Below are 24925 nucleotides of genomic sequence, written 5' to 3' on the forward strand. Positions count from 1 at the left end.
CGGTTCCGCCGCCCGGCAGCCATGGCTTAGAGCGGGTGCCGAAAGCCAACGATTTAGGCTAGAATGCACGGCCTCTAAGCACACCCCTTCCTGAGGCTGTCCCGACGATGTTGATCCTGCGCGGCGCTCCTGCCCTTTCTGCCTTTCGCCACGGTAAATTACTCGAGCAACTGAGCCAGAAAGTCCCCGCTGTTACTGGTTTGTATGCCGAATTTGCCCACTTCGCCGATGTTGAAGGCGAACTGACCGCCGACCAGCAGCAGGTGCTGGGCCGTCTGCTCAAGTACGGCCCGAGCGTGCCGGTACAGGAGCCGAGCGGCCGCCTGTTCCTGGTCGTACCGCGCCTGGGCACCATCTCGCCATGGGCCAGCAAGGCCAGCGACATCGCTCACAACTGCGGCCTGCAGGCAATCCAGCGCCTGGAGCGTGGTATCGCCTACTACGTTGCCGGCAACCTGAGCGACGCTGACGCCGCCCTGATCGCCGCCGAGCTGCACGACCGCATGACCCAGCGCGTGCTCGGCCAGTTGGAGCAGGCCGCTGACATGTTCAGCCACGCTCAGCCCAAGCCGATGACCTCGGTCGATATCCTCGGCGGCGGCCGCGACGCGCTGGCCAAGGCCAACATCGACCTCGGCCTGGCCCTGGCCGAAGACGAAATCGACTACCTGGTCAATGCCTTCCAGGGCCTCAAGCGCAACCCGAACGACATCGAACTGATGATGTTCGCCCAGGCCAACTCCGAGCACTGCCGCCACAAGATCTTCAACGCCAGTTGGGACATCGACGGCCAGGCGCAGGAAAAAAGCCTGTTCGGCATGATCAAGAACACCTACCAGATGCACAACGAAGGTGTGCTGTCTGCGTACAAGGACAACGCCTCGGTGATCGTCGGCAACGTTGCCGGCCGCTTCTTCCCGAACCCTGAAACCCGCCAGTACGGCGCGGTGCAGGAGCCGGTGCACATCCTCATGAAGGTGGAAACCCACAACCACCCGACCGCCATCGCCCCGTTCTCCGGTGCGTCCACCGGCTCGGGTGGCGAAATCCGCGACGAAGGTGCTACTGGCCGAGGCGCCAAGCCCAAGGCTGGCCTGACCGGCTTCACCGTGTCCAACCTGCGCATTCCGGGCTTCGAGCAGCCCTGGGAGCAGGCCTACGGCAAGCCAGAGCGCATCGTCGACGCCCTCGACATCATGATCGAAGGCCCATTGGGCGGTGCTGCTTTCAACAACGAATTCGGTCGCCCGGCGCTGACCGGCTACTTCCGTACCTTCGAGCAGGCCATCAACACCCCGCACGGTGAAGAAGTACGCGGTTACCACAAGCCGATCATGCTCGCAGGCGGCATGGGCAACATCCGTGAAGACCACGTGCAGAAGGGCGAGATCACGGTCGGCGCCAAGCTGATCGTACTCGGTGGTCCGGCCATGCTGATCGGCCTGGGCGGCGGCGCTGCTTCGTCGGTGGCCACCGGCGCCAGCTCCGCTGACCTGGACTTCGCCTCGGTACAGCGTGAAAACCCGGAAATGGAGCGCCGTTGCCAGGAGGTCATCGACCGCTGCTGGCAGCTGGGCGATGCCAACCCTATCGCCTTCATCCACGACGTGGGCGCCGGCGGCATCTCCAACGCCTTCCCGGAGCTGGTCAACGACGGTGGCCGCGGTGGCCGCTTCGAGCTGCGCAACGTGCCCAACGACGAACCGGGCATGGCCCCGCACGAAATCTGGAGCAACGAGTCGCAGGAGCGTTACGTGCTGGCCGTCAGCGCCGTCGACTTCGAGCGCTTCAAGGCCATTTGCGAGCGCGAGCGTTGCCCGTTTGCCGTGGTCGGTGAAGCCACCGAAGAAAAGCACCTGACCGTCAGCGACAGCCACTTCGGCAACACCCCGGTGGACATGCCCCTCGACGTGCTGCTGGGCAAGCCGCCGCGCATGCACCGTTCGGTCACCCGTGAAGCCGAGCTGGGCGATGATTTCGACCCAAGCGAGCTGGACCTGGACAGCGCCGTGCAGCGCGTGCTGAACCACCCGGCAGTGGCCAGCAAGAGCTTCCTGATCACCATCGGCGACCGCACCATCACCGGCCTGGTTGCCCGCGACCAGATGGTCGGCCCGTGGCAGGTTCCGGTTGCCGACTGCGCCGTCACGGCCACCAGCTTCGATGTGTACACCGGTGAAGCCATGGCCATGGGCGAGCGAACCCCGCTGGCCTTGCTGGACGCCCCCGCATCCGGCCGCATGGCCATTGGCGAAACGCTGACCAACCTGGCGGCATCGCGCATCGAGAAACTGTCCGACGTCAAGCTGTCGGCCAACTGGATGTCCGCTGCCGGCCACCCAGGTGAAGACGCGCGCTTGTACGACACCGTCAAGGCGGTCGGCATGGAGCTGTGCCCAGAGCTGGGCATTACCATTCCGGTCGGCAAAGACTCCATGTCGATGAAAACCAAGTGGAGCGACGAGGGCGTCGAGAAGAGCGTGACCTCGCCGATGTCGCTGATCATCACCGGCTTCGCGCCGGTCACCGACATTCGCAAGACCCTGACCCCGCAACTGCGCATGGACAAGGGTGAAACCGACCTGATCCTGGTCGACCTCGGCCGCGGCAAGAACCGCATGGGCGCCTCGATCCTGGCCCAGACCTACGGCAAGATCGCTGCCCAGGCACCGGATGTCGACGACGCCGAAGACCTCAAGGCCTTCTTCGCCGTGATCCAGGGCCTGAACGAAGATGGCCACCTGCTGGCCTACCACGACCGTTCCGACGGTGGCCTGGCCGCCACCGTGCTGGAAATGGCCTTTGCCGGCCACTGCGGCCTGGACCTGCACCTCGACCCGCTGACTGACAGCAAGGCCGATGTGGCGGCCATTCTGTTCAACGAAGAGCTGGGGGCGGTCATTCAGGTTCGCCAGGACGCCACCCCCGACGTACTGGCACAGTTCAGCGCCGCTGGCCTGGGCGAAGGTTGCGTGGCGGTGATCGGCAAGCCGGTCAACAACGCCGAAGTGTCCATCAGCCTCAATGGCGAAGTGCTGTTCGACGACGACCGCCGCATGCTGCAGCGCCAGTGGGCCGAGACCAGCTACCAGATCCAGCGCCTGCGCGACAACGCCGACTGCGCCGACCAGGAATTCGACCTGCTGCTGGAGGAAGACAACCCGGGCCTGTCGGTCAAGCTGGGCTTCGACGTCAACGACGACATCGCCGCACCGTACATCAAGAAAGGCGTGCGCCCGCAAGTGGCCATCCTGCGCGAGCAGGGCGTCAACGGCCAGGTTGAAATGGCTGCAGCCTTCGACCGCGCCGGCTTCGCCGCCATCGACGTGCACATGAGCGATATCCTTGCCGGCCGCGTCGACTTCGAGGCCTTCAAGGGCCTGGTGGCCTGCGGTGGTTTCTCCTACGGTGACGTGCTGGGCGCCGGTGAGGGCTGGGCCAAGTCGGCGCTGTTCAACAGCCGCGCCCGTGATGCCTTCCAGGCCTTCTTCGAGCGTACCGACAGCTTCGCCCTGGGCGTGTGCAACGGTTGCCAGATGATGTCCAACCTGCACGAGCTGATCCCGGGCACCGAGCACTGGCCGCACTTCGTGCGCAACCGCTCGGAGCAGTTCGAGGCACGTGTGGCCATGGTCGAAGTGCAGAAGTCCAACTCGATCTTCCTGCAAGGCATGGCCGGTTCGCGCATGCCGATCGCCATCGCCCACGGTGAAGGCCATGCCGAGTTCGCCAGCGAAGAAGCGCTGCTGGCCGCCGACATGTCCGGTTGCGTGGCCCTGCGCTATGTCGATAACCACGGCAAGGTCACCGAAGCCTACCCGGCCAACCCGAACGGCTCGCCGCGCGGTATCACCGGCCTCACCAGCCGCGACGGTCGCGTGACCATCATGATGCCGCACCCGGAGCGTGTGTTCCGCGCCGTGCAGAACTCCTGGCGCCCTGACGAGTGGCACGAAGATGCCGCGCTGATGCGCATGTTCCGCAATGCGCGGGTGTGGGTGAACTAAGGCGTGTACAAGCTCGCCTTCTTCGTCCCCGCCAGCCATGTCGACGTGGTCAAGGCCGCTGTGTTCGCCGCCGGTGGCGGGCGCATCGGTGACTATGACCACTGCGCCTGGCAAACCCTGGGCCAGGGCCAGTTTCGCCCGCTGGACGGCAGCCAGCCGTTTCTCGGGCAAACTGGCCGGGTCGAGGTGGTGGAAGAGTGGAAGGTGGAGCTGGTGGTGGCAGACGAGCTGGTAGCCCAGGTCGTCGCTGCACTCAAGCAAAGCCACCCGTACGAGGCGCCAGCCTATGAGGTGTGGCGGCTCGCCGAGTTCTAGACCGCATCAGGGCTATTCGCGGGCACGCCCGCTCCCAAAAGGGTTACACAACTTGTGGGAGCGGGCGTGCCCGCGAACAGGCCAGTAAAGCCAGCACAAGGCCGGCTGTACCACACCGGATCAGACGGTGCCGATCTCCCCGCCATCAACCCGCTGAATCACCACCGTCGCAGCCCGCGGCCTTACCTTGGTACCCGCTGGCGTCACGTCCGTAGCGTTGTCGGTGCATGGCCAGTTCCCTGGGTGCTGAATGTTGACGAACAGCGTCTTGTTGTCCGGGGTAAAGGTAATCCCGGTCACTTCGCAGCCATTCGGGCCAACGAAGAAGCGCCGCAGGTCCACCTGGTTCTGCGCGTTCACCGGCACCTGTTTGCCGCCGGCGTCCACCAGATTAGTGGGGATCACCGCCAGTAGCTGGTCGTTGGTGTAGTCGGTGACAGTGCTTTCGCCGTTGTCGGTCTCGAACCACAGCACGCCACGGCTATCGAAGCTCATGCCATCCGGGCTGGCGAACTGGTTCAGTTCGGTGAGGCCGGAACGGTTGATGTCGGCGGTGCCGGCAGCGTTGGCGCCAAACACGAAGATGTCCCAGGCGAAGCTCAACTGGTCGTCGCTGTCGTGCCAGCGGATGATATGGCCATGGCGGTTCGGCCCGCGCGGGTTGGCGGCATCGGCTTTTTCCGGGGTGCGCGCACTGTTGTTGGTCAGTGTCAGGTACACGTCGCCGTTCAGCGGGTTGACCGTGGTCCACTCCGGGCGGTCCATTGGCGTTGCGCCCACGGCATCGCCGGCACCCCGGGTGTTGAGCAGGATGCCCGGCAGGTCACCGTACAGCGCGCCCAAGGTGCCGCCGCCAGTGGTGGGGGTAGTCACGTCCAGCAGCAGCCAGACACCGGTACCGTCGGCATTGAAGCGGGCGACATACAGCTTGCCCTGGTCCAGGTACTTGGCACCAGTGGCCAGTCGGTCGGCCGGGTTGGCATCGGCGGCATCCCACACGGCGCTGGACACCCACTTGTACACGTATTCGTTGTTGGAGTCGTCACCCATGTACCACACCAGTGGCTTGCCCGGCACCGGCAGGCCCGGGGCGCAGCCTTCGTGGCGGAAGCGGCCCAGTGCGGTACGTTTGGTGGCGAGGGTGCTGCTGTCGTAGGGGTCGATCTCGACGATGTAGCCGTAGGTGCTGGCTTCGTTGCGGTAGTCGTCGGTGGCGCTGGCGCCCTTGGCGGTCACGTCGAAACGGGCGAACTCGTCGGCTTCCTCGCTGGCGTCGCCGGCGGCACTTTCCCATTTGAACTGGCCGCTGGAGGTGCCCACGCCAATGCGCTGCTGGTCTTCAGGGCGGGTGCCCTTGTTGACGAAAATGCCCGGCCAGTTTTCTTCACAGGTGAGGTAGGTGCCCCAAGGCGTATAGCCGTTGCCGCAGTTGTTGTTGGTGCCTCGGCAGTGGGTGCCGGCGGGGGAGTACTTGGTCTTGACGTGTTCGGTGCCACGCAGCGGGCCGCTGATGGCCATGCGCGATGCGGTGGTGAAGCGGCGGTTGAGCGGGTCGTTGTCGACCACCTGCCAGCGGCCATCGGTTTTCTGCAAGCGCACCACGCCAGCGCCGTGGGCGTTGATTTCCTTGCGCACTTCTTCGGCCGGGCGTTTCCCATTGATAGCGGTCGTTGGGCCGGCCGGGTGCAGGGCGGCGGTGTCGATGTACTCGAAGTTGATCGCCAGCAGGCCGTCTTCGGAGCTGCCGTTGATGGGGAAGAAATGCATGCCGTCATGGTGCATGCCCATGGCGTTGGCTTGATCGGTCGAGGTGTTGCTGCCATCGGCTCGCCACGGTTTGGCGTTGCTGTTCAGCGGCGTACCCCATGGGGCGAGCACGTAGGCGCTATAGCCGGCGGCCACTGCGCAGGCGTCGGTGCGCGACCCCGGGATGGATTGGAAACCCAGGGCCAGTTTCGGTTTTTTCGGCTCGGTAACGGGCGGCTGGGTAACCGGGTCATCGTTGGCGGAGCCGCCGCTGTCGAAGCAGCCTGCCAGGCCTGTACCGGCGATCATGGCGATGGCAGCGCCCAGGCTGCCGCGCATCACACTGCGGCGGCTGAGGTAGACGTCCATGACGGAGGCCATCGGCGGGTTGCCGCTGTGGTTCCGGTCCAGATTGTCGCCGGTATCTCGACTCATCAGAGTGTCCTTGTATTCGCTGGGTTGAAACAAACCGCGACTGTAAGGCGCAAATATGATGATTCGTTGGCAGAAATGTTAACGAGCTTTTAAAGCAACCGGCTCCCGGCATTGCCTGGCCTGCGTGGCTGCGCTGGTAAGGCTCAGGGCCGGATTTCGATCAACGTCCCATCGCGTACCAGGTTCCACACCTCCTGCATGTCACGGTTACGCATGGCAATGCAGCCATCGGTCCAGTCCAGGGTGTGGAAGTACCATTCCGGGTATTCATCGTTGATCGGTGTGCCGTGGATCATGATCATGCTGCCGGCACTCACCCCTTCACGGGTTGCGCGGGCGGCATCGTTGCTGTTCGGGTAATTGATGTGCATGGCCAGGTTGAAGCGATCGCTCTGCTTGCGCCAGTCCAGCCAGTACAGGCCCTCTGGGGTCTTCTTGTCGCCCTCGCGCTGCTTGGCGCCCTTGGGCTGCTTGCCCAGGGAAATGCGGTAGGTCTTCAGCGGCTCGCCACGGCTGATCAATTGCAGGCGCCGCTCGGACTTGATCACCAGCACCTTATCGATCAGCGGTTGCATCGCCTGCTGCGAGGACGACGGGGATGGCGCGGCCTGCACAGGCTTGCGAATGATGGTCTCGGTAAATGCCGCCTGGGACACCGAGGTAACGCAAAGGCAGAAAATGGCAAGCAACCAGCGCATGTAACGGTATCCCTGAAGGCGTCTAGGTATTGGGTGAAACGAGCATCGGCGGCAGGTATTCATGGCCTATGGGGTAGTGCGCCCCGATGCGGTCGCGATAGTAGCATTCTAGTGTGCGCGTGACCGTGCGGAAAGCCAGCTCACCCCAGGGAATCTCGTGTTCCTCGAACAGCCGCACCTCCAGGCTCTCGACGCCGACAGCGAAATCAAGGTCCGCCAGTTCGGCGCGGAAGAACACATGCACCTGGTTGATGTGCGGCAGGTCGAACAGCTGGTACAGGCTGGTCGCGCCGACCCGGGCGCAGGCTTCCTCCACCGTTTCGCGACGGGCGGCCTGGTCGAGGGTTTCGCCGTTCTCCATGAAACCGGCGGGCAAGGTCCAGAAACCGCGGCGCGGCTCGATGGCGCGGCGGCACAGCAGCACTTGGCTGCCCCAGGTGGGCAGCACGCCGGCGACGACGTTGGGGTTCTGGTAGTGGATGGTCTGGCAAGCCTCGCAGACATACCGCAGGCGGCTGTCGCCTTCGGGGATCCGCAGGGTGACCGGGTGGCCGCACGCGCTGCAGTAGTTCATGGCACTATCCTTTATGTTCCGGGCTATCTTGGCGCGGCCGCAGGCGCGCCGCAAGCGCGGGGGCTTGGGTGCCACGCGGCTTTGGTGCATCATGCAAGGCAGGCCTTGGATACGAGCGTGCGCAATGCTGGACGAGCTACTTCGCCGAATGAGCAACCACCAACCCGCGTCACTGGAAACCGACCGGCGGTTCCCCGAAGCGGCGGTTCTTTTGCCCATTACCCGTAGCGAAGCGCCCGAACTGGTCTTGACCCTGCGCGCCCAGGGGCTGTCCACCCATGGCGGTGAAGTGGCTTTTCCCGGAGGCCGCCGCGACCCGGAAGACCCGGACCTGGTGTTCACCGCGCTGCGCGAAGCCGAAGAAGAAATTGGCTTGCCGCCGGGTCTGGTCGAGGTGATCGGCCCGCTGAGCCCGCTGATTTCACTGCATGGCCTGAAAGTGACACCATTCGTCGGCGTTATCCCCGACTTCGTCGAATACCGCGCCAACGACGCCGAGATCGCGGCAGTATTCACCGTGCCGCTGGAATTTTTCCGCCAGGACCCGCGTGACCATACCCACCGTATCGATTACCAGGGCCGCAGCTGGTATGTACCCAGCTATCGCTATGGCGAATACAAGATCTGGGGCTTGTCGGCGATCATGATCGTCGAACTGGTCAACCTGCTGTTCGATGCCGGCATCAGCTTGCACCAGCCCCCTGAGCGGTACATCGAAAACTGAGCGGGGCCAACCCCGTCGTCTGCGTTCCAGCCTGAGGAGCAAGCATGAAGTACCGCCTGGGCGACCTGCGGGTCGAGAGCCACCCCACCAGTTGGGCAGCGCCTAACGCCACGCTGATCGGCAACGTGCGCCTGCAAGCCAATGCCAGTGTGTGGTTTGGCGCAGTGCTGCGCGGCGACAACGAACTGATCGACATCGGCGAAGACAGCAACGTGCAGGACGGTACGGTGATGCACACCGACATGGGGTCGCCGCTGACCTTGGGCAAGGGCGTGACCGTCGGTCACAATGCCATGCTGCATGGCTGCACGGTCGGTGACTACAGCCTGGTGGGCATCAATGCGGTGATCCTCAATGGCGCGCGTATTGGCAAGCATTGCATCATCGGCGCCAACGCGCTGATTCCCGAAGGCAAGGAAATTCCTGACGGTTCGCTGGTGATGGGGTCGCCGGGCAAGGTGGTGCGCGAGCTGACCGAGCAGCAGAAGCGCCTGCTGGAAGCCAGCGCCGCCCATTACGTGCACAATGCCCGGCGTTATGCGCGGGAGTTGGTAATTGACGATGAGTAATGTTGTGGAACGGCCGGTGGCCTCGCCCTGCGTGAGCATCTGTGCGCTGGACGAGCAGGACATCTGCACTGGCTGCCAGCGCAGCGTGGCCGAGATCGGCCGCTGGGGGCGGATGGACAATGACGAGCGCCGCGCGGTGCTCAAGCGTTGCCATGAACGGGCAGTAGAGGCTGGCCTCGTCCTCTAGTCTGATGCAGAGCCCTGTGGGAGCGGGCATGCCCGCGAAACCGCCACCGCGGTACATGGCACCGGCGCCGCCGGTGTTCGCGGGCACGCCCGCTCCTACAGGTACAGCATGAGCCTGGAGGGCTACGGATCATCTTTAGGAGCGGGTTTACCCGCGAACGGCTCGACGGTAATCTGTACGGCTTGCCCATAGATTACCCGCCATGTTCTATCTGCTTGCCTATATCAGCAGCGTAGTGCTGATCAACTACGCCTTTTCCAGTGCCCCGCACCTGGACGTCATCTGGTCCGCCTGGGGCGGCCTGGTGTTCATCCTGCGCGACATGGTGCAAACCCGCTTCGGCCACGGCGCCCTGGTCGCCATGCTGGTGGCGCTGGTGCTGTCGTATGTGACCTCTGAGCCGGCCATCGCCCTGGCCAGCGCCACCGCGTTCTTCATATCCGAACTGATCGACTGGCTGGTGTTCAGCGTCACCCGGCGGCCACTGCGTGACCGCCTGTGGTTGAGTTCGGCGTTGAGCATTCCGGTGGACACCTTCATCTTCTTCGGCATGATCGGTGCCTTGGCCCCGGCGGTGGTCGGCACGGCCATGGCCTCCAAGTTCACCGGCGTCACCGCGGTGTGGCTGGCCATGGCATTTCGCGCCCGGCGGGCTGCTGCGGCCAGCTGATGGTGTAGAATAGTGGTCCTTTTTCAGCGGGTCGCGCCAAGCCGGGTGCGGCCCCGGATGCCTTCGAGGACCTGAAATGACCCGTATCGGAACCCCCTTGTCGCCTACTGCGACCCGTGTATTGCTGTGCGGCTGTGGCGAGCTGGGCAAGGAAGTGGTGATCGAGCTGCAGCGCCTGGGCGTCGAAGTGATCGCCGTCGACCGCTATGCCAATGCCCCGGCCATGCAGGTTGCGCACCGCAGTCACGTGGTCAACATGCTCGATGGCGTGGCCTTGCGTGCCGTGATCGAGGCCGAGAAGCCGCACTACATCGTTCCGGAAATCGAAGCCATCGCCACCGCCACCCTGGTCGAGCTGGAAAACGAAGGCTTCAACGTGGTGCCCACCGCCCGCGCGACCCAGCTGACCATGAACCGCGAAGGTATCCGCCGCCTGGCCGCCGAAGAGCTGGAGCTGCCAACTTCGCCGTACCATTTCGCCGACACCTACGAAGACTTCGCCAAGGGCGTGGCCGATGTCGGCTACCCGTGCGTGGTCAAGCCGGTCATGAGCTCGTCGGGCAAGGGCCAGAGCCTGCTGCGCAGCGACGCCGACCTGCAGAAGGCCTGGGACTATGCCCAAGAAGGCGGCCGCGCCGGCAAGGGCCGGGTGATCGTCGAGGGCTTCATCGACTTCGACTACGAAATCACCCTGCTGACCGTGCGTCATGTAGGGGGCACCACCTTCCTCGAACCGGTCGGCCACCGCCAGGAGAAGGGTGACTACCAGGAGTCCTGGCAGCCCCAGGCCATGAGCGAGAAAGCGCTTGCCGAGTCGCAACGTGTGGCCAAGGCGGTCACCGATGCGCTGGGTGGCCGGGGCCTGTTTGGCGTGGAACTGTTCGTGAAAGGCGACCAGGTGTGGTTCAGCGAAGTCTCGCCGCGCCCGCATGACACCGGCCTTGTGACCCTGATTTCCCAGGACCTGTCGCAGTTCGCCCTGCACGCCCGCGCCATTCTCGGGCTGCCGATTCCGGTGGTGCGCCAGTTCGGCCCTTCGGCCTCGGCGGTGATCTTGCCGCAGGGGCAGTCGCAGCAGACCAGCTTCGCCAACCTGGGTGCAGCCTTGAGCGAGCCGGATACTGCCATCCGCCTGTTCGGCAAGCCGGAAATCAACGGTACCCGCCGCATGGGTGTGTGCCTGGCGCGCGACGAGTCGGTTGAAGCGGCGCGGGCCAAGGCGACCCGCGCTTCGCAGGCGGTCAAGGTCGAGTTCTAAGCTGGAAGCTTCAAGCTTCAAGCTTCAAGCTTCAAGCTTCAAGCTTCAAGCTTCAAGCTTCAAGCTGCAAGCTGCAAGAGAATGCGCGTCGCTTGTAGCTTGCAGCTTGTAGCTTGTAGCTTGTAGCTTGAGACTCACAGCTGTGTATTGCGGGTCTCTTTCAGGCACAGCACAGCGATCAAGCTGATCACTGCGGCTGCCGACACATAGCCCCCCACCCAGCTCAAACCGCCCATGCTCACCAGCTTCTGGGCGAAGAACGGGGCCGCCGAGGCGCCGACAATCCCACCCAGGTTATACGCCGCCGAAGCGCCGGTGTATCGCACATGGGTTGGGAACAGCTCCGGTAGCAAAGCCCCCATCGGTGCAAAGGTCACGCCCATCAGGAACAGCTCGATGGCCAGGAACAGTGCCACGCCGGCGGTAGAGCCCGAGGTCAGCAAAGGCTCCATGGTAAAGCCCGACGCCACCGCCAGCAGGCCGCCGACGATCAGCACCGGCTTGCGCCCGTAGCGGTCGCTGAGCCAGGCCGACAGCGGCGTCGCCAGCGCCATGAATACCACGGCAAAGCACAGCAGGCCGAGGAACGTCTCCCGGCTGTACCCCAGCGTGGTCACGCCGTAGCTCAGCGAGAACACGGTGGAGATATAGAACAGCGCATAGCACACCACCATGGCGGCAGCGCCCAGCAGGGTAGGGCGCCAGTGCCTGGCGAACAGGTCGACCACCGGCATTTTCACCCGCTCATGGCGGGCAACAGCCTTGGCGAACACGGGGCTTTCCTCCAGCTTCAGGCGCACATACAGGCCTACCAGCACCAGGGCGGCGCTGAGCAGGAACGGGATACGCCAGCCCCACTCACGGAACTGCTCGTCGCTCAGGGTCAGGGCCAAGGTCAGGAACAGGCCGTTGGCCGCCAGGAAGCCGATCGATGGCCCCAATTGCGGGAACATGCCGAACCAGGCGCGCTTGCCCTCCGGGGCGTTTTCGGTGGCCAGCAGTGCCGCGCCGCCCCATTCGCCGCCCAAGCCCAGGCCTTGGCCAAAGCGCAGCAGGCAGAGGATGATCGGTGCCCATACACCGATGCTGTCGTAGCCCGGCAGCACGCCGATGGCCGTGGTAGACACACCCATCAGCAGCAGCGAGGCGACCAGGGTCGATTTGCGGCCGATGCGGTCGCCAAAATGGCCGAACAGTGCCGAGCCCAGCGGCCGGGCAAGAAAGGCAATGCCAAAGGTCAGGAAGGCCGCCAGCATCTGTGCGGTGCCCGAGCCGGAGGGGAAAAACACCGGCCCGATGACCAGGGCGGCAGCCGTGGCGTAAACGTAGAAGTCGTAGAACTCGATGGCGGTGCCAATGAAACTGGCAGTGGCTACCCGCGCGGGCGAGTTGACCGGCGCCGCAGGGGCTTGGGCATAGGTGCTGCTTGTCATTAAGTAGGTCCCTAACAGTCTGGTCCGGCTCCGTGGGCTTGGTCCACGACGGGTGCGCTGCAAAGGCAGGCACGGCGGCGCGGGCGCCGGAGCGTTTTGTTGTTGTGTGCGCCCGACTGACGATAGCCCAAGGGGGATAGGGGCGGGGGCGGGCACTGTTCAGGGTGTGGAAGCAGGACCGCGGGGCGTGTCAGTGGGGCGGACTGGCCGTGAAACGCCGGGTGCGGGTAGCAGGCGTGGCGGCGGGGCTGGGTAAGCGTGGGGCGAGTATAGCTAGCGCGCCAGGGTCCACACCAGTACCTTGCTGGCACAATTGTCCTCGGTTTCGAGGATCTCCAGGCGATAGCGGCCGATCTTCAGGCAAACGGCACTTTCGGGAATGCTTTCCAGTGCTTCGGTCACCAGGCCGTTCAGGGTTTTCGGCCCACCGTCGCAGGGCAGGTGCCAGCCCAGGCTGCGGTTGATTTCACGCAGCGAGGCAGTGCCATCGATGACGAATGTGCCATCGGGCTGCGGATGCACGTGCGGGTTTTCCAGGCTCTGTTCGTCTTCGAACTCGCCGACGATTTCTTCGAGAATGTCTTCCAGGGTGACGATACCCAGCACTTCGCCATACTCGTCCACCACCACACCCAGGCGCCGTTGCTGTTTGTGGAAGTTCAGCAGTTGCATTTGCAGCGGTGTGCTTTCGGGCACGAAATACGGCTCGTAGCAGGCCCCGTGCAGCGCCTCCAGGGTCAACTCGGCCTTGGGCAGCAAATGGCTGATCAGCTTGGTGTTGAGGATCGCCTCCACCTGGTTGATGTCGTTGTGGTACACCGGCAGGCGGGTGTGGCGGCTGACAATCAGCTGTTCGATGATGCGCTCGATCGGCTCGTCGAGGTTGATGCCGTCCACTTCGCTGCGCGGCACCAGGATGTCGTTGACGGTGACCTTGTCCAGCGCCTGCAGGCCGTCGAGCAGGCCGTGGCGGGGCGCTTCGTGGCGCTCGTCTTCATCCGGGTCGTCATCTTCCTGCGGGTGCAGGGGCACTGCCGCTGGTTGCGCGCGGAACGGGCGCAAGATCAGTTTGGCGCAGCCGTCGAGCAGGCAGGCGAACGGCTGCAGCAGCGTGAGCGGCGCTTTCAGCAGGCTTACGCCCAGGCTGGCCAGTGCTTGCGGGTTGCGCCGCGCCAGGCGCCGCGGCAGGAACTCGGCAAACACCAGCAAGGCCGCGGCAGCGGCCAGCCCGGCCAGCCAGAAACCGTGTTCGCCGTCGTAGCGCTGCCCGACCAGGCACGCCAGGCCCAGGACCAGCAGTTTGCCGAGGCTGGCGCACAGCACCAGCGCCTGGGCGGGCAACGCTGGCTGGCCATGATCGCCACTGCGTAGCGCGCCAGCCAGTTGCAGGCGCGCAACGTCCACAGCAGTGAACAGCGCTGCCCAGAGCAGCGCCAATGCCAGCGTGACCAGTAGCGGTGCGTACGGCAGGGTGTCCATGGGTGGCCGTCAGATATGCAGAATGAATTCGCGAACCAGCTTGCTGCCGAAATAGGCCAGCATCAGCAGGCAGAAACCGGCCAGCGTCCAGCGAATGGCCTTGTGGCCGCGCCAACCCAGGCGGGTTCGCCCCCACAGCAGCACGCTGAATACGACCCAGGCAACGCAGGCCAGCAAGGTTTTGTGCACCAGGTGCTGGGCGAACAGGTTTTCGAGGAACAGCCAGCCGGAGATCAGCGACAGCGACAGCAGGCACCAGCCGGCCCAGAGGAAGCCGAACAACAGGCTTTCCATGGTTTGCAGCGGCGGGAAGTTGCGGATCAGCCCGGACGGGTGCTTGTTCTTCAGCTGGCGGTCCTGCAGCAGCAGCAGCAGCGACTGGAACACGGCAATGGTGAACAGCCCATAGGCCAGGATCGACAACAGGATGTGCGCAAGAATGCCCGGCTCCTCGTCGATCAGTGGCACCGTGCCGGGTGGCGCGAACTGCGCCAGCAAGGCCGTTACCGCGCCCAGCGGGAACAGCAGCACCAGCAGGTTTTCCACCGGTATGCGCAGGCAGGCGAGCAGGGTCAGGGCAATCACTGCCACGGCGATCAGGCTGGCTGCGCTGAAGAAGTCCAGGCTCAGGCCCAGTGGGGTGATCAACTGGAAGAACAGTGCGCCGGCCTGGGCCAGCACCGCAACGGCACCGAGCAGGCCGAGCAGGCGCTTGTCGGCCTTGCGGCCCTGGGCGAGGTATGAGCCCTGGTAGATGGCCGCTGCTATATAAAGGCCGGCGGCGATCAGGTTGGGGATGAGGCTGGGTGAGGAGAACATAAGTCCTGATTGGCGAGCCTTAAAGAGACGGAGTTTGGCATAGTGAGCTGCAAGCTGGAAGCTGCAAGCCTGAAGCGGGGGCTTTAAGCGGTAAGCTTCAAGCGGCAAGCTTCAAGAAAAAGCAGCCATCCCGCGCATCGGCTCTTGCTTGTAGCTTTTAGCTTTTAGCTTTTAGCTTTTAGCTTTTAGCTTTTAGCTTTTAGCTTTTAGCTTTTAGCTTTTAGCTTTTAGCTTTTAGCTTGTAGCTTGTAGCTTGTAGCTTGTAGCTTGCCGCTTGCCGCTTGCCGCTTGCCGCTCGGAAGCCAAGGTGGGCGCCGCCGCCGCACTTCGCTATAATCGCCGCCTTGCTGTGCCTGGCGGGTATGTTTTTCCCTGCAGGCGCCTGACAAACCTCGGCTTTTACTGGGCCTGAAAGGATCACCATGTTCGAAAACCTGACCGACCGCCTGTCACAGACGCTGCGCCACGTCACCGGCAAGGCCAAGCTGACTGAAGACAACATCAAGGACACGCTGCGCGAAGTGCGCATGGCCCTGCTCGAGGCCGACGTCGCCCTGCCGGTGGTCAAGGATTTCGTCAGCAGCGTCAAGGATCGTGCGGTCGGCACCGAAGTGTCGCGCAGCCTCACTCCGGGCCAGGCGTTCGTCAAGATCGTGCAGGCCGAGCTGGAAAGCCTCATGGGCGCGGCCAACGAAGACCTTGCGCTCAATGCCGCCCCGCCTGCCGTGGTACTGATGGCCGGCTTGCAGGGCGCCGGCAAGACCACCACCGCTGGCAAGCTGGCGCGCTTCCTCAAGGAGCGCAAGAAAAAGAGCGTGATGGTGGTGTCCGCCGACGTCTATCGCCCGGCGGCGATCAAGCAGCTGGAAACCCTGGCCAACGACATCGGTGTCACCTTCTTCCCGTCCGACATCAGCCAGAAGCCGGTGGCCATTGCCGAAGCGGCCATCCGCGAAGCCAAGCTCAAGTTCATCGACGTGGTCATCGTCGACACCGCCGGCCGCCTGCACATCGATGCCGACATGATGGCCGAGATCAAGGCGCTGCACGCTGCGGTCAAGCCGATCGAAACCCTGTTCGTGGTCGACGCCATGACCGGCCAGGACGCCGCCAACACCGCCAAGGCCTTTGGCGAGGCGCTGCCGCTGACCGGCGTGGTATTGACCAAGGTCGACGGTGACGCCCGTGGCGGTGCTGCGCTGTCGGTGCGTGCCATTACCGGCAAGCCGATCAAGTTCATCGGTATGGGTGAAAAAACCGAGGCCCTCGAGCCGTTCCACCCCGACCGCGTGGCCTCGCGCATCCTGGGCATGGGCGATGTACTCAGCCTGATCGAGCAGGCCGAGCAGACCATCGACAAGGCCAAGGCCGACAAGCTCGCCAAGAAGCTGAAGAAGGGCAAGGGCTTCGACCTCGAAGACTTCCGCGACCAGCTGCAGCAAATGAAGAACATGGGCGGCCTGGGTGGCCTGATGGACAAGCTGCCGAGCATCGGCGGGGTCAACCTGTCGCAGATGGGCAACGCCCAGGGCGCGGCCGAGAAGCAGTTCAAGCAGATGGAAGCGATCATCAACTCCATGACCCCGGCCGAGCGCCGCGACCCTGACCTGATCAGCGGTTCGCGCAAGCGCCGTATCGCCCTGGGTTCCGGTACCCAGGTGCAGGACATCGGCCGGCTGATCAAGCAGCACAAGCAGATGCAGAAGATGATGAAGAAGTTCTCTGCCAAGGGCGGCATGGCCAAGATGATGCGCGGCCTGGGCGGTATGCTCCCGGGCGGCGGCATGCCCAAGCTGTAACACGTATTCCGGGTGCCTGCCTTTCGTCGGGCAGGCACCTAGAACCCCCGCCACGGCGGGGCAACGGCCGCGAATTTCGCGGCGCAACCGGCAAATCTGGACGGCGGGGCGGTGCCTTGCCGAAAAAGTCATTTGCAAATGTCCGTGTATTCCCCGAGAATATGCGGCCTTTTGGGCACCCGTGTGCCTATTTGGCATTCAGATTTGCAGTAAAAACTGCAACACCGACTATAGGAACGATGTTCACATGGTAACCATTCGTCTGGCCCGTGGCGGCTCGAAAAAGCGCCCATTCTACCACCTGACCGTGACCAACTCGCGTAACGCCCGTGACGGCCGTTTCGTTGAGCGCGTTGGCTTCTTCAACCCGATCGCATCGGGCGCCGAAGTCAAGCTGTCGGTCAACCAGGAGCGCGTCACCTACTGGCTGAGCCAGGGCGCACAGCCGTCTGAGCGCGTTGCTCAGCTGCTGAAGGACGCTGCCAAGGCCGCTGCCTGAAACGTATGAACGCGACGCCAGAAAAGGCTGACGACCTCATCGTCGTTGGCAAGATTTTTTCGGTTCACGGCGTTCGCGGCGAGGTGAAGGTGTATTCCTTTACCGATCCGATTGAAAACCTGTTGGATTATCCGCGCTGGACGCTTCGGCACGAAGGCAAGGTAAAGCAGGTCGAGCTGGTCAGCGGTCGTGGCTCCCAAAAGGGCCTGGTCGTGAAACTGAAAGGCCTCGATGATCGTGATGAAGCCCGGCTTCTGAGCGGTTACGAAATCTGCATTGCGCGGAGCCTTTTGCCCAACCTGGCTGCCGACGAGTACTACTGGTACCAGTTGGTGGGTCTGAAGGTCATCAACCAGGACGAACACCTGTTCGGCAAGGTCGATCACCTGTTGGAGACTGGCGCGAACGATGTAATGGTGGTCAAGCCCTGTGCGGGCAGCCTGGATGATCGCGAGCGGCTGTTGCCCTATACGGAGCAATGCGTGCTGGCAATCGACCTGGAAGCAGGCACGATGCGGGTTGAGTGGGACGCGGATTTCTAAACGATGGGTAACCTTCGCGTAGATGTCATCACGTTGTTCCCCGAGATGTTCTCGGCCATCACGGAGTACGGCATTACCAGCCGCGCGGTGAAACAAGGGTTGCTTCAGGTGACTTGCTGGAACCCGCGGGACTACACCACAGATCGTCACCACACGGTAGATGATCGGCCGTTTGGCGGTGGTCCGGGCATGGTGATGAAAATCAAGCCTCTGGAAGATGCACTGGTTAGCGCCAGGCAGGCAACCGGAGCTGCGGCGAAGGTGATCTACCTTTCGCCACAAGGCCGCAAGCTGACTCAGCAAGCGGTCAAAGGCCTGGCCGAACAGGAGTCGTTGATCCTGATCGCCGGTCGTTATGAGGGCATCGACGAGCGCTTTATCGAGGCTCATGTCGATGAGGAGTGGTCGATTGGTGACTATGTGCTTTCCGGTGGCGAGCTGCCGGCCATGGTACTGATCGATGCGGTTACGCGGCTGCTGCCCGGAGCTTTAGGGCATGTGGACTCGGCGGAAGAGGATTCCTTTACCGACGGTCTGCTTGATTGCCCGCACTACACCCGGCCTGAGGTGTATGCGGATCAGCGTGTTCCCGACGTGTTGCTAAGTGGCAACCATGCACACATCCGGCGTTGGAGGATGAAGCAGTCCCTTGGTAGGACCTTCGAACGACGCGCCGATCTTCTGGAAAGTCGCTCGCTTTCTGGAGAAGAGAAGAAGCTGCTCGAGGAATATCTCCGCGAGCGGGACGATAGTTAAACGTATCGATGGTGGATCGCGTATCCATCTTAGGAGCACAGCATGACCAACAAGATCATCCAGCAGCTCGAAGCCGAGCAGATGAGCAAGGAAATCCCGACCTTCGCACCAGGCGACACCGTTGTCGTTCAGGTTAAAGTGAAGGAAGGTGAGCGTTCCCGTCTGCAGGCGTTCGAAGGCGTCGTTATCGCCAAGCGTAACCGCGGTCTGAACAGCGCCTTCACCGTGCGCAAGATCTCCAGCGGCGTTGGCGTAGAGCGTACCTTCCAGACCTACAGCCCGCAAATCGACAGCCTGGCCGTGAAACGTCGTGGTGACGTGCGTAAAGCCAAGCTGTACTACCTGCGCGACCTGTCCGGCAAAGCCGCTCGCATCAAGGAAAAACTGTCCTGAGTACAGTTTGCCCGGTGGCCGAGGCCGCCTAGCGAGAGAAAAGCAGCCTTCGGGCTGCTTTTTTGCTTTTTCAATCTTCAGAAGATCGAATTGCGATGACTACCCGAGACCAGGAAATTCAGCGCCGCACCGAACTGTCGGTTACCCGCGTGACCAAGGCGGTGTTCCCCAACACCACCAACCACCACAACACCCTGTTCGGCGGTACTGCGCTGGCCTGGATGGACGAGGTGTCGTTCATCGCTGCCACGCGCTTCTGCCGCCTGCCGCTGGTGACCGTGTCCACCGACCGCATCGACTTCAAGCACCCGATCCCGGCGGGCTCGATCGTCGAGTTGGTGGGCACGGTGATCAAGGTCGGCAACACCAGTTTGCAGGTGCAAGTGGATGTGTTCGTAGAAAACATGTACCTGGACGGCCGTGAGCGTGCAATCCATGGGGTGTTCAGCTTTGTCGCCATCGACGAGGACAAGCGCCCGGTGCCGGTTTTGCCCCAGGCCTGAGTTCTTCTGCACTGGCCCTTTCGCCGGCGCGCCCGCTTCTACAAGCCATGCAAAGGATTCAAAGCCTGTGCAGGCCCTGTGGGAGCGGGCGTGCCCGCGAAGAGGCCGGTACAGACAACCCCCAGGCTGCTGTGAAACACTAGCCCCATCTCCAACACTCAGCAGCCCTGAATGCCCGCCCTAGACCACCCCCTGATCGACCAGTTCCTCGACGCCCTGTGGCTCGAGAAAGGCCTGTCCGACAACACCCGCGTGTCCTACCGCAGTGACCTGGCCCTGTTCAACGGCTGGCTGCATGAGCGCTCCGTGGCGCTGCCCGACGCTGGCCGCGACCTGATCCTCGACCACCTGGCCTGGCGCCTGGAGCAGGGCTACAAGCCGCGTTCCACGGCACGTTTCATCTCCGGCCTGCGCGGCTTCTTCCGTTACCTGTTGCGGGAAAAGCTGGTGGCCATCGACCCGACCTTGCAGGTCGACATGCCGCAACTGGGCAAGCCTTTACCCAAGTCGCTGTCCGAAGCGGACGTCGAAGCCCTGCTGCAGGCCCCGGACCTGGGCGAGGCCATCGGCCAGCGTGATCGCGCCATGCTCGAAGTGCTGTACGCCTGTGGTCTGCGCGTCACCGAACTGGTCAGCCTGGCCCTCGACCAGGTCAACCTGCGCCAGGGCGTGCTGCGGGTCATGGGCAAAGGCAGCAAAGAGCGCCTGGTTCCCATGGGCGAAGAAGCCGTGGTATGGCTGGAGCGCTACCTGCGCGGTGGCCGTGCCGAACTGCTCAATGGTCGCCCCAGTGATGTACTGTTCCCCAGCCTTCGCGGCGAGCAAATGACCCGCCAGACCTTCTGGCACCGCATCAAGCACCATGCCCGCGTGGCCGGTATCGACAAGCCGCTGTCCCCGCATACGCTGCGCCATGCCTTTGCCACCCATTTGCTCAACCATGGCGCCGACCTGCGCGTGGTGCAGATGCTGCTGGGCCACAGCGACTTGTCGACCACGCAGATCTACACCCATGTGGCCAAGGCTCGCCTGCAACAGTTGCACGCCCAGCACCACCCGCGTGGATGAATGTTTTTCATGTTCCGCCGACCGGTCCTTGCCAGGCCCTTCACCAGCAGCGTGATGTGGTAGGCTTGGGCGGTTTGCACCAAGGGCCGCACGCTCACCGCTCTTTTTCGCCGGTGGCGCCCTCCGGTCCCTGTCCGCCTTCAGGAGTTCCCATGCGCGTGACCCAGTTTTTCGCCGCCGCCGCGTTGGCGCTGGCCAGTACCTTTGCGCTTGCCACGGCAACCGACAGCAATGCCGGTGCCGAGCAGGCCATCCGTAAATCACTGCAAAACCTCGAGCTGGAAGTACCCGTGGAAAGCGTGGCCAGCAGCCCGCTGAACGGCCTGTACGAAGTCAAGCTGCAGGGCGGCCGGGTTCTCTACGCCAGCGCCGATGGCCAGTTCGTGATGCAGGGTTATCTGTTCCAGATCCAGAACGGCAAGCCGGTCAACCTTACCGAAAAAACCGAACGCCAAGGCGTGGCCAAGCTCATCAACGGCATTCCAGCCGCCGAGATGGTGGTTTATCCTGCCAAGGGCGAAACCAAGTCGCATATCACCGTCTTTACCGACACCACCTGCCCGTACTGCCACAAGCTGCACGCCGAAGTGCCTGAACTGAACCGCCGCGGTATCGAAGTGCGCTATGTCGCCTTCCCGCGCCAGGGCCTCGGTTCGCCGGGTGACCAGCAGTTGCAGGCGGTGTGGTGCTCCAGCGACCGCCGCGCGGCGATGGACAAAATGGTCGAAGGCGAGGAAATCAAGGCGGCCAAGTGCGCCAACCCGGTCGGCAAGCAGTTCCAGCTGGGCCAGTCGATCGGTGTCAACGGCACGCCGGCCATCGTGCTGGAAAGCGGCCAGGTCATTCCGGGCTACCAGCCGGCGCCACAGGTCGCCAAGCTGGCACTGGCCAAGTAATCCAATTCAGTACGCCGTCGTCATGGGGTGACGGCATGTTTCACGGTCGGCAAGGTGCCGGCCGTTCAATGGGGAGTTCACAGTGAAACCGGTCAAAGTAGGCATCTGTGGGTTGGGGACCGTCGGTGGCGGAACCTTCAATGTACTTCAGCGCAACGCCGAGGAGATTGCCCGTCGTGCCGGGCGCGGTATTGAAGTGGCACAGATCGCCATGCGCTCGCAGAACCCGAACTGCCAGATTACCGGTACCCCCATTACCGCTGATGTGTTCGACGTTGCGAGCAACCCCGAGATCGACATCGTCATCGAGCTGATCGGCGGCTACACCATCGCCCGCGACCTGGTGCTCAAGGCCATCGAGAACGGCAAGCACGTGGTCACCGCCAACAAGGCGCTGATCGCCGTGCACGGCAACGAAATCTTTGCCAAGGCCCGCGAAAAAGGCGTGATCGTCGCCTTCGAAGCGGCCGTGGCCGGCGGCATCCCGGTGATCAAGGCCATCCGTGAAGGCCTGTCAGCCAACCGCATCAACTGGCTGGCCGGCATCATCAACGGTACCGGCAACTTCATCCTCACCGAAATGCGCGAGAAGGGCCGGGCCTTCCCCGATGTGCTGGCCGAAGCCCAGGCGCTGGGCTACGCCGAAGCCGACCCTACCTTCGACGTCGAAGGCATCGATGCTGCGCACAAGCTGACCATCCTCGCCTCCATCGCGTTCGGCATTCCGCTGCAGTTCGACAAGGCCTACACCGAAGGCATCACCCAGCTGACCACCGCTGACGTGAACTACGCCGAGGCCCTCGGCTACCGCATCAAGCACCTGGGCGTGGCCCGGCGCACCGCTGAAGGCATCGAGTTGCGCGTGCACCCGACCTTGATCCCCGCCGACCGCCTGATCGCCAACGTCAACGGCGTGATGAACGCCGTGATGGTCAACGGTGACGCCGCCGGTTCGACCTTGTACTACGGTGCCGGTGCCGGCATGGAGCCAACCGCCTCGTCGGTGGTTGGCGACCTGGTCGATGTGGTCCGTGCCATGACCTCCGACCCGGAAAACCGCGTACCGCACCTGGCCTTCCAGCCCGATTCGCTGTCGGCCCACCCGATCCTGCCGATCGAAGCCTGCGAGAGCGCCTACTACCTGCGTATCCAGGCCAAGGATCACCCAGGCGTGCTGGCCCAGGTCGCCAGCATCCTTTCCGAGCGTGGTATCAACATCGAGTCGATCATGCAGAAGGAAGCCGAGGAACAGGACGGCCTGGTACCGATGATCCTGGTCACCCACGGCGTGGTCGAGCAGCGCATCAATGATGCCATCGTCGCCTTGGAAGCCCTGCAGGACGTGGTCGGCAAGGTTGTGCGCATTCGCGTCGAGCAGCTCAATTAAGCGGCAAGCCTCAAGCTGCAAGGTGCAAGTGAAGGCAGTGCAGTTTTGAGGCTTCGAACAGAGTAAATTCGCGGGAACAGCGAGATGCAGAGCACAAGAGCAAGGCCAGTCGGCTTTTCTTGTAGCTTGCCGCTCGCAGCTTGCCGCTCAAATCAAAGGTTTGCACCCATGCGCTATATCAGTACCCGCGGCCAGGCACCGGCCCTGAATTTCGAAGACGTGCTGCTGGCTGGCCTGGCCAGTGACGGCGGCCTGTATGTGCCGGAAAACCTGCCACGTTTCACCCAGGAAGAAATCGCTTCGTGGGCCGGCCTGCCGTACCACGAACTGGCCTTCCGGGTCATGCGCCCGTTCGTTGAAGGCAGCATCGCCGACGCCGACTTCAAGAAGATCCTCGAAGAAACCTACGGCGAGTTCGCCCACGCAGCGGTGGCCCCGCTGCGCCAGCTGAACAGCAACGAATGGGTACTCGAGCTGTTCCACGGCCCAACCCTGGCGTTCAAGGACTTTGCCTTGCAACTGCTCGGGCGCCTGCTCGACCACGTGCTGGCCAAGCGCAACGAGCGCGTGGTGATCATCGGCGCCACCAGTGGTGACACCGGCTCCGCGGCCATCGAAGGCTGCCGCCGTTGCGACAACGTCGACATCTTCATCCTGCACCCGCACCAGCGCGTGTCGGAAGTACAGCGCCGGCAGATGACCACCATTTTCGGTGACAACATCCACAACATCGCCATCGAAGGCAACTTCGACGATTGCCAGGAAATGGTCAAGGCCAGCTTCGCCGACCAGTCGTTCCTCAAGGGCACCCGCCTGGTGGCCGTGAACTCGATCAACTGGGCGCGCATCATGGCCCAGATCGTCTACTACTTCCATGCCGCCCTGCAGTTGGGTGGGCCGTCGCGTTCCGTGGCGTTCTCGGTGCCGACCGGCAACTTTGGCGACATTTTTGCCGGCTACCTGGCGCGCAACATGGGCCTGCCGGTCAGCCAGCTGATCGTGGCCACCAACCGCAACGACATCCTGCACCGCTTCATGAGCGGCAACCAGTACGTCAAGGAAACCCTGCACGCCACCTTGTCGCCGTCGATGGACATCATGGTGTCGTCCAACTTCGAGCGCCTGCTGTTCGACCTGCACGGCCGCAACGGTGGCGCAATTGCCGAACTGATGGCCAACTTCAAGCAGGGTGGCGGCTTCAGCGTCGAGCAGGACCGCTGGACCGAAGCCCGCAAGCTGTTCGATTCGTTGGCCGTCAGCGACGAGCAGACCTGCGAGACCATCGCCGAGGTGTTCGCTGCCACTGGCGAGGTCCTCGACCCGCACACCGCGATCGGCGTCAAGGCCGCCCGTGAGTGCCGCCGCAACCTGGACACGCCGATGGTTGTGCTGGGTACCGCGCACCCGGTCAAGTTCCCTGAAGCGGTAGAAAAGGCCGGTGTGGGCAAGGCACTCGAGCTGCCGGCGCACCTCAGCGACCTGTTCAGCCGTGAGGAGCGTTGCACGGTGCTGGCCAATGACCTGAAAGCGGTACAGGGCTTTGTCAGCCAGCATGGCAACCGTGGCAAGCCATTGTAACGGGTGTGCCTGGGGCTGCTGCGCAGCCCCGTCGCGATACAAGGCCGCTCCTGCAGGCAACCGCGTTGGCTTCAGCTGACGCGGTATAGCCAGTTCCCGCAGCTTAATCAGAATCATCCTATTCAGGCGGCATTCACCAGCGCCTAAATTAGCCGGTCCTCCCATCAGGAGCGGCTCATGCACCAGACCGTCGTGTTGATTCATCAGGCACGCCCATCGCACCAGATCCTGCTGCACCAGGCCCTCAACGCGCAAGGCGTGTTCGCTGTGCGCATCAGCGCGACCACCGCTGAACTGGATGCCCTCCTTGGCGCCGAACGCCGCCCAGACCTGCTGATTCTCGACCATGCCATGCCAACCAGGGCCGGCCGTGCCCTGCTCGCACGGCTGGCACAGGCCCGTGCCCTGTTGTTCGTCGGCCAGCCTGCGCCGCAGCGTTTCGACCTGGCCCAAGAGGCGCGCAAGCAAGGCCTGTGGGTACTCGCCGAGCTGCCCTGGCCGTTGTCGATGCCGCGCCTGCAGCGCGCCCTGCAGTCGCTGCAGGCGCGGCATCGACAACGGCCATAGCAAGGCGAACTTTCCGCTGTGCC

At 63.3% G+C, this 24925-nt stretch carries 24 protein-coding genes; 18 read left to right on the top strand and 6 right to left on the bottom strand.

The features are described 5' to 3' along the window. The first annotated feature begins 107 nt into the window (after positions 1-107). The gene (gene purL / locus L1P09_RS04805; protein ID WP_009683428.1) at positions 108-4007 is read left to right on the top strand and encodes a phosphoribosylformylglycinamidine synthase; all 3900 of its coding nucleotides are present in this window, start codon (positions 108-110) and stop codon (positions 4005-4007) included. Positions 4008-4010: 3 nt separating this feature from the next. After that, the gene (locus tag L1P09_RS04810) at positions 4011-4322 is read left to right on the top strand and encodes an NIF3 1 (protein ID WP_009683429.1); all 312 of its coding nucleotides are present in this window, start codon (positions 4011-4013) and stop codon (positions 4320-4322) included. Positions 4323-4442: 120 nt separating this feature from the next. On the opposite strand, the gene L1P09_RS04815 is transcribed toward L1P09_RS04810, so the two are convergent. From L1P09_RS04815 to L1P09_RS04825, 3 genes are all read right to left on the bottom strand, one after another. After that, positions 4443-6503 carry a PhoX family protein gene (locus L1P09_RS04815; protein ID WP_029885512.1) on the bottom strand — a complete coding sequence of 687 codons (2061 nt, stop codon included), beginning with the start codon at positions 6501-6503 and terminating at the stop codon, positions 4443-4445. A 143-nt stretch (positions 6504-6646) separates the two neighbouring features. Then, on the bottom strand, positions 6647-7201 hold the full coding sequence (locus tag L1P09_RS04820) for a L,D-transpeptidase family protein (protein ID WP_029885511.1): 555 nt from the start codon (positions 7199-7201) through the stop codon (positions 6647-6649). Positions 7202-7223: 22 nt separating this feature from the next. Beyond that, positions 7224-7775, bottom strand: coding sequence for an NUDIX hydrolase (locus tag L1P09_RS04825; protein WP_029885510.1), 552 nt, complete (start codon positions 7773-7775; stop codon positions 7224-7226). A gap of 124 nt (positions 7776-7899) precedes the next feature. On the opposite strand from L1P09_RS04825, the gene L1P09_RS04830 reads away from it, so the two are divergent. From L1P09_RS04830 to purT, 5 genes are all read left to right on the top strand, one after another. Then, entirely contained in the window at positions 7900-8499 is a 600-nt protein-coding gene (locus L1P09_RS04830; RefSeq protein WP_029885509.1) for a CoA pyrophosphatase, read from the top strand. 44 nt (positions 8500-8543) lie between these two features. Then, positions 8544-9068 (top strand): gamma carbonic anhydrase family protein, encoded by a 525-nt coding sequence (locus L1P09_RS04835; RefSeq protein ID WP_029885508.1) that lies wholly within the window; start codon positions 8544-8546, stop codon positions 9066-9068. Further along, positions 9061-9255: a DUF1289 domain-containing protein gene (locus L1P09_RS04840; RefSeq protein ID WP_029885507.1), complete on the top strand. Its 195-nt coding sequence runs from the start codon at positions 9061-9063 to the stop codon at positions 9253-9255. The genes L1P09_RS04835 and L1P09_RS04840 overlap by 8 nt, the downstream gene beginning before the upstream one ends. 202 nt (positions 9256-9457) lie before the next feature. Beyond that, a complete protein-coding gene (locus tag L1P09_RS04845; RefSeq protein WP_047150237.1) occupies positions 9458-9925 on the top strand; it encodes a VUT family protein in 468 nt (155 codons plus the stop codon). A gap of 76 nt (positions 9926-10001) precedes the next feature. After that, entirely contained in the window at positions 10002-11183 is a 1182-nt protein-coding gene (gene purT / locus L1P09_RS04850) for a formate-dependent phosphoribosylglycinamide formyltransferase (protein WP_009683437.1), read from the top strand. Between the two features lie 134 nt (positions 11184-11317). Here purT and L1P09_RS04855 read toward each other — a convergent pair whose 3' ends face one another. From L1P09_RS04855 to L1P09_RS04865, 3 genes are all read right to left on the bottom strand, one after another. Beyond that, entirely contained in the window at positions 11318-12616 is a 1299-nt protein-coding gene (locus L1P09_RS04855) for an MFS transporter (protein WP_029885505.1), read from the bottom strand. Positions 12617-12889: 273 nt separating this feature from the next. Then, on the bottom strand, positions 12890-14095 hold the full coding sequence (locus L1P09_RS04860; protein WP_235768539.1) for a transporter associated domain-containing protein: 1206 nt from the start codon (positions 14093-14095) through the stop codon (positions 12890-12892). Positions 14096-14104: 9 nt separating this feature from the next. Continuing rightward, positions 14105-14914 (bottom strand): cytochrome C assembly family protein, encoded by an 810-nt coding sequence (locus tag L1P09_RS04865; RefSeq protein ID WP_009683440.1) that lies wholly within the window; start codon positions 14912-14914, stop codon positions 14105-14107. A gap of 422 nt (positions 14915-15336) precedes the next feature. Between L1P09_RS04865 and ffh the strand changes: the two genes are divergently transcribed. From ffh to L1P09_RS04920, 11 genes are all read left to right on the top strand, one after another. Further along, on the top strand, positions 15337-16713 hold the full coding sequence (gene ffh, locus L1P09_RS04870) for a signal recognition particle protein (protein ID WP_029888036.1): 1377 nt from the start codon (positions 15337-15339) through the stop codon (positions 16711-16713). 247 nt (positions 16714-16960) lie between these two features. After that, positions 16961-17212 (top strand): 30S ribosomal protein S16, encoded by a 252-nt coding sequence (gene rpsP, locus L1P09_RS04875; RefSeq protein ID WP_008094480.1) that lies wholly within the window; start codon positions 16961-16963, stop codon positions 17210-17212. A gap of 5 nt (positions 17213-17217) precedes the next feature. Then, positions 17218-17754, top strand: coding sequence for a ribosome maturation factor RimM (gene rimM / locus L1P09_RS04880; protein ID WP_009683442.1), 537 nt, complete (start codon positions 17218-17220; stop codon positions 17752-17754). A 3-nt stretch (positions 17755-17757) separates the two neighbouring features. Next, positions 17758-18510 carry a tRNA (guanosine(37)-N1)-methyltransferase TrmD gene (gene trmD, locus L1P09_RS04885; RefSeq protein WP_003252146.1) on the top strand — a complete coding sequence of 251 codons (753 nt, stop codon included), beginning with the start codon at positions 17758-17760 and terminating at the stop codon, positions 18508-18510. Between the two features lie 42 nt (positions 18511-18552). Further along, on the top strand, positions 18553-18903 hold the full coding sequence (gene rplS / locus L1P09_RS04890; protein WP_003252148.1) for a 50S ribosomal protein L19: 351 nt from the start codon (positions 18553-18555) through the stop codon (positions 18901-18903). Positions 18904-18998: 95 nt separating this feature from the next. Next, a complete protein-coding gene (locus L1P09_RS04895; protein WP_009683444.1) occupies positions 18999-19406 on the top strand; it encodes an acyl-CoA thioesterase in 408 nt (135 codons plus the stop codon). 171 nt (positions 19407-19577) lie between these two features. After that, positions 19578-20474 carry a site-specific tyrosine recombinase XerD gene (xerD, locus tag L1P09_RS04900; protein ID WP_029888037.1) on the top strand — a complete coding sequence of 299 codons (897 nt, stop codon included), beginning with the start codon at positions 19578-19580 and terminating at the stop codon, positions 20472-20474. Between the two features lie 152 nt (positions 20475-20626). Next, on the top strand, positions 20627-21370 hold the full coding sequence (locus tag L1P09_RS04905; protein WP_235768541.1) for a DsbC family protein: 744 nt from the start codon (positions 20627-20629) through the stop codon (positions 21368-21370). Between the two features lie 82 nt (positions 21371-21452). Beyond that, the gene (locus tag L1P09_RS04910; protein WP_009683447.1) at positions 21453-22757 is read left to right on the top strand and encodes a homoserine dehydrogenase; all 1305 of its coding nucleotides are present in this window, start codon (positions 21453-21455) and stop codon (positions 22755-22757) included. Between the two features lie 168 nt (positions 22758-22925). After that, the gene (gene thrC / locus L1P09_RS04915) at positions 22926-24335 is read left to right on the top strand and encodes a threonine synthase (RefSeq protein ID WP_009683448.1); all 1410 of its coding nucleotides are present in this window, start codon (positions 22926-22928) and stop codon (positions 24333-24335) included. 177 nt (positions 24336-24512) lie between these two features. Then, positions 24513-24902, top strand: a complete 390-nt coding sequence (locus L1P09_RS04920; RefSeq protein ID WP_235768542.1) for a response regulator — start codon at positions 24513-24515, stop codon at positions 24900-24902. Positions 24903-24925: the final 23 nt, after the last annotated feature.

The sequence above is a fragment of the Pseudomonas juntendi genome, assembly GCF_021560075.1.
Lineage (GTDB): Bacteria > Pseudomonadota > Gammaproteobacteria > Pseudomonadales > Pseudomonadaceae > Aquipseudomonas > Aquipseudomonas juntendi.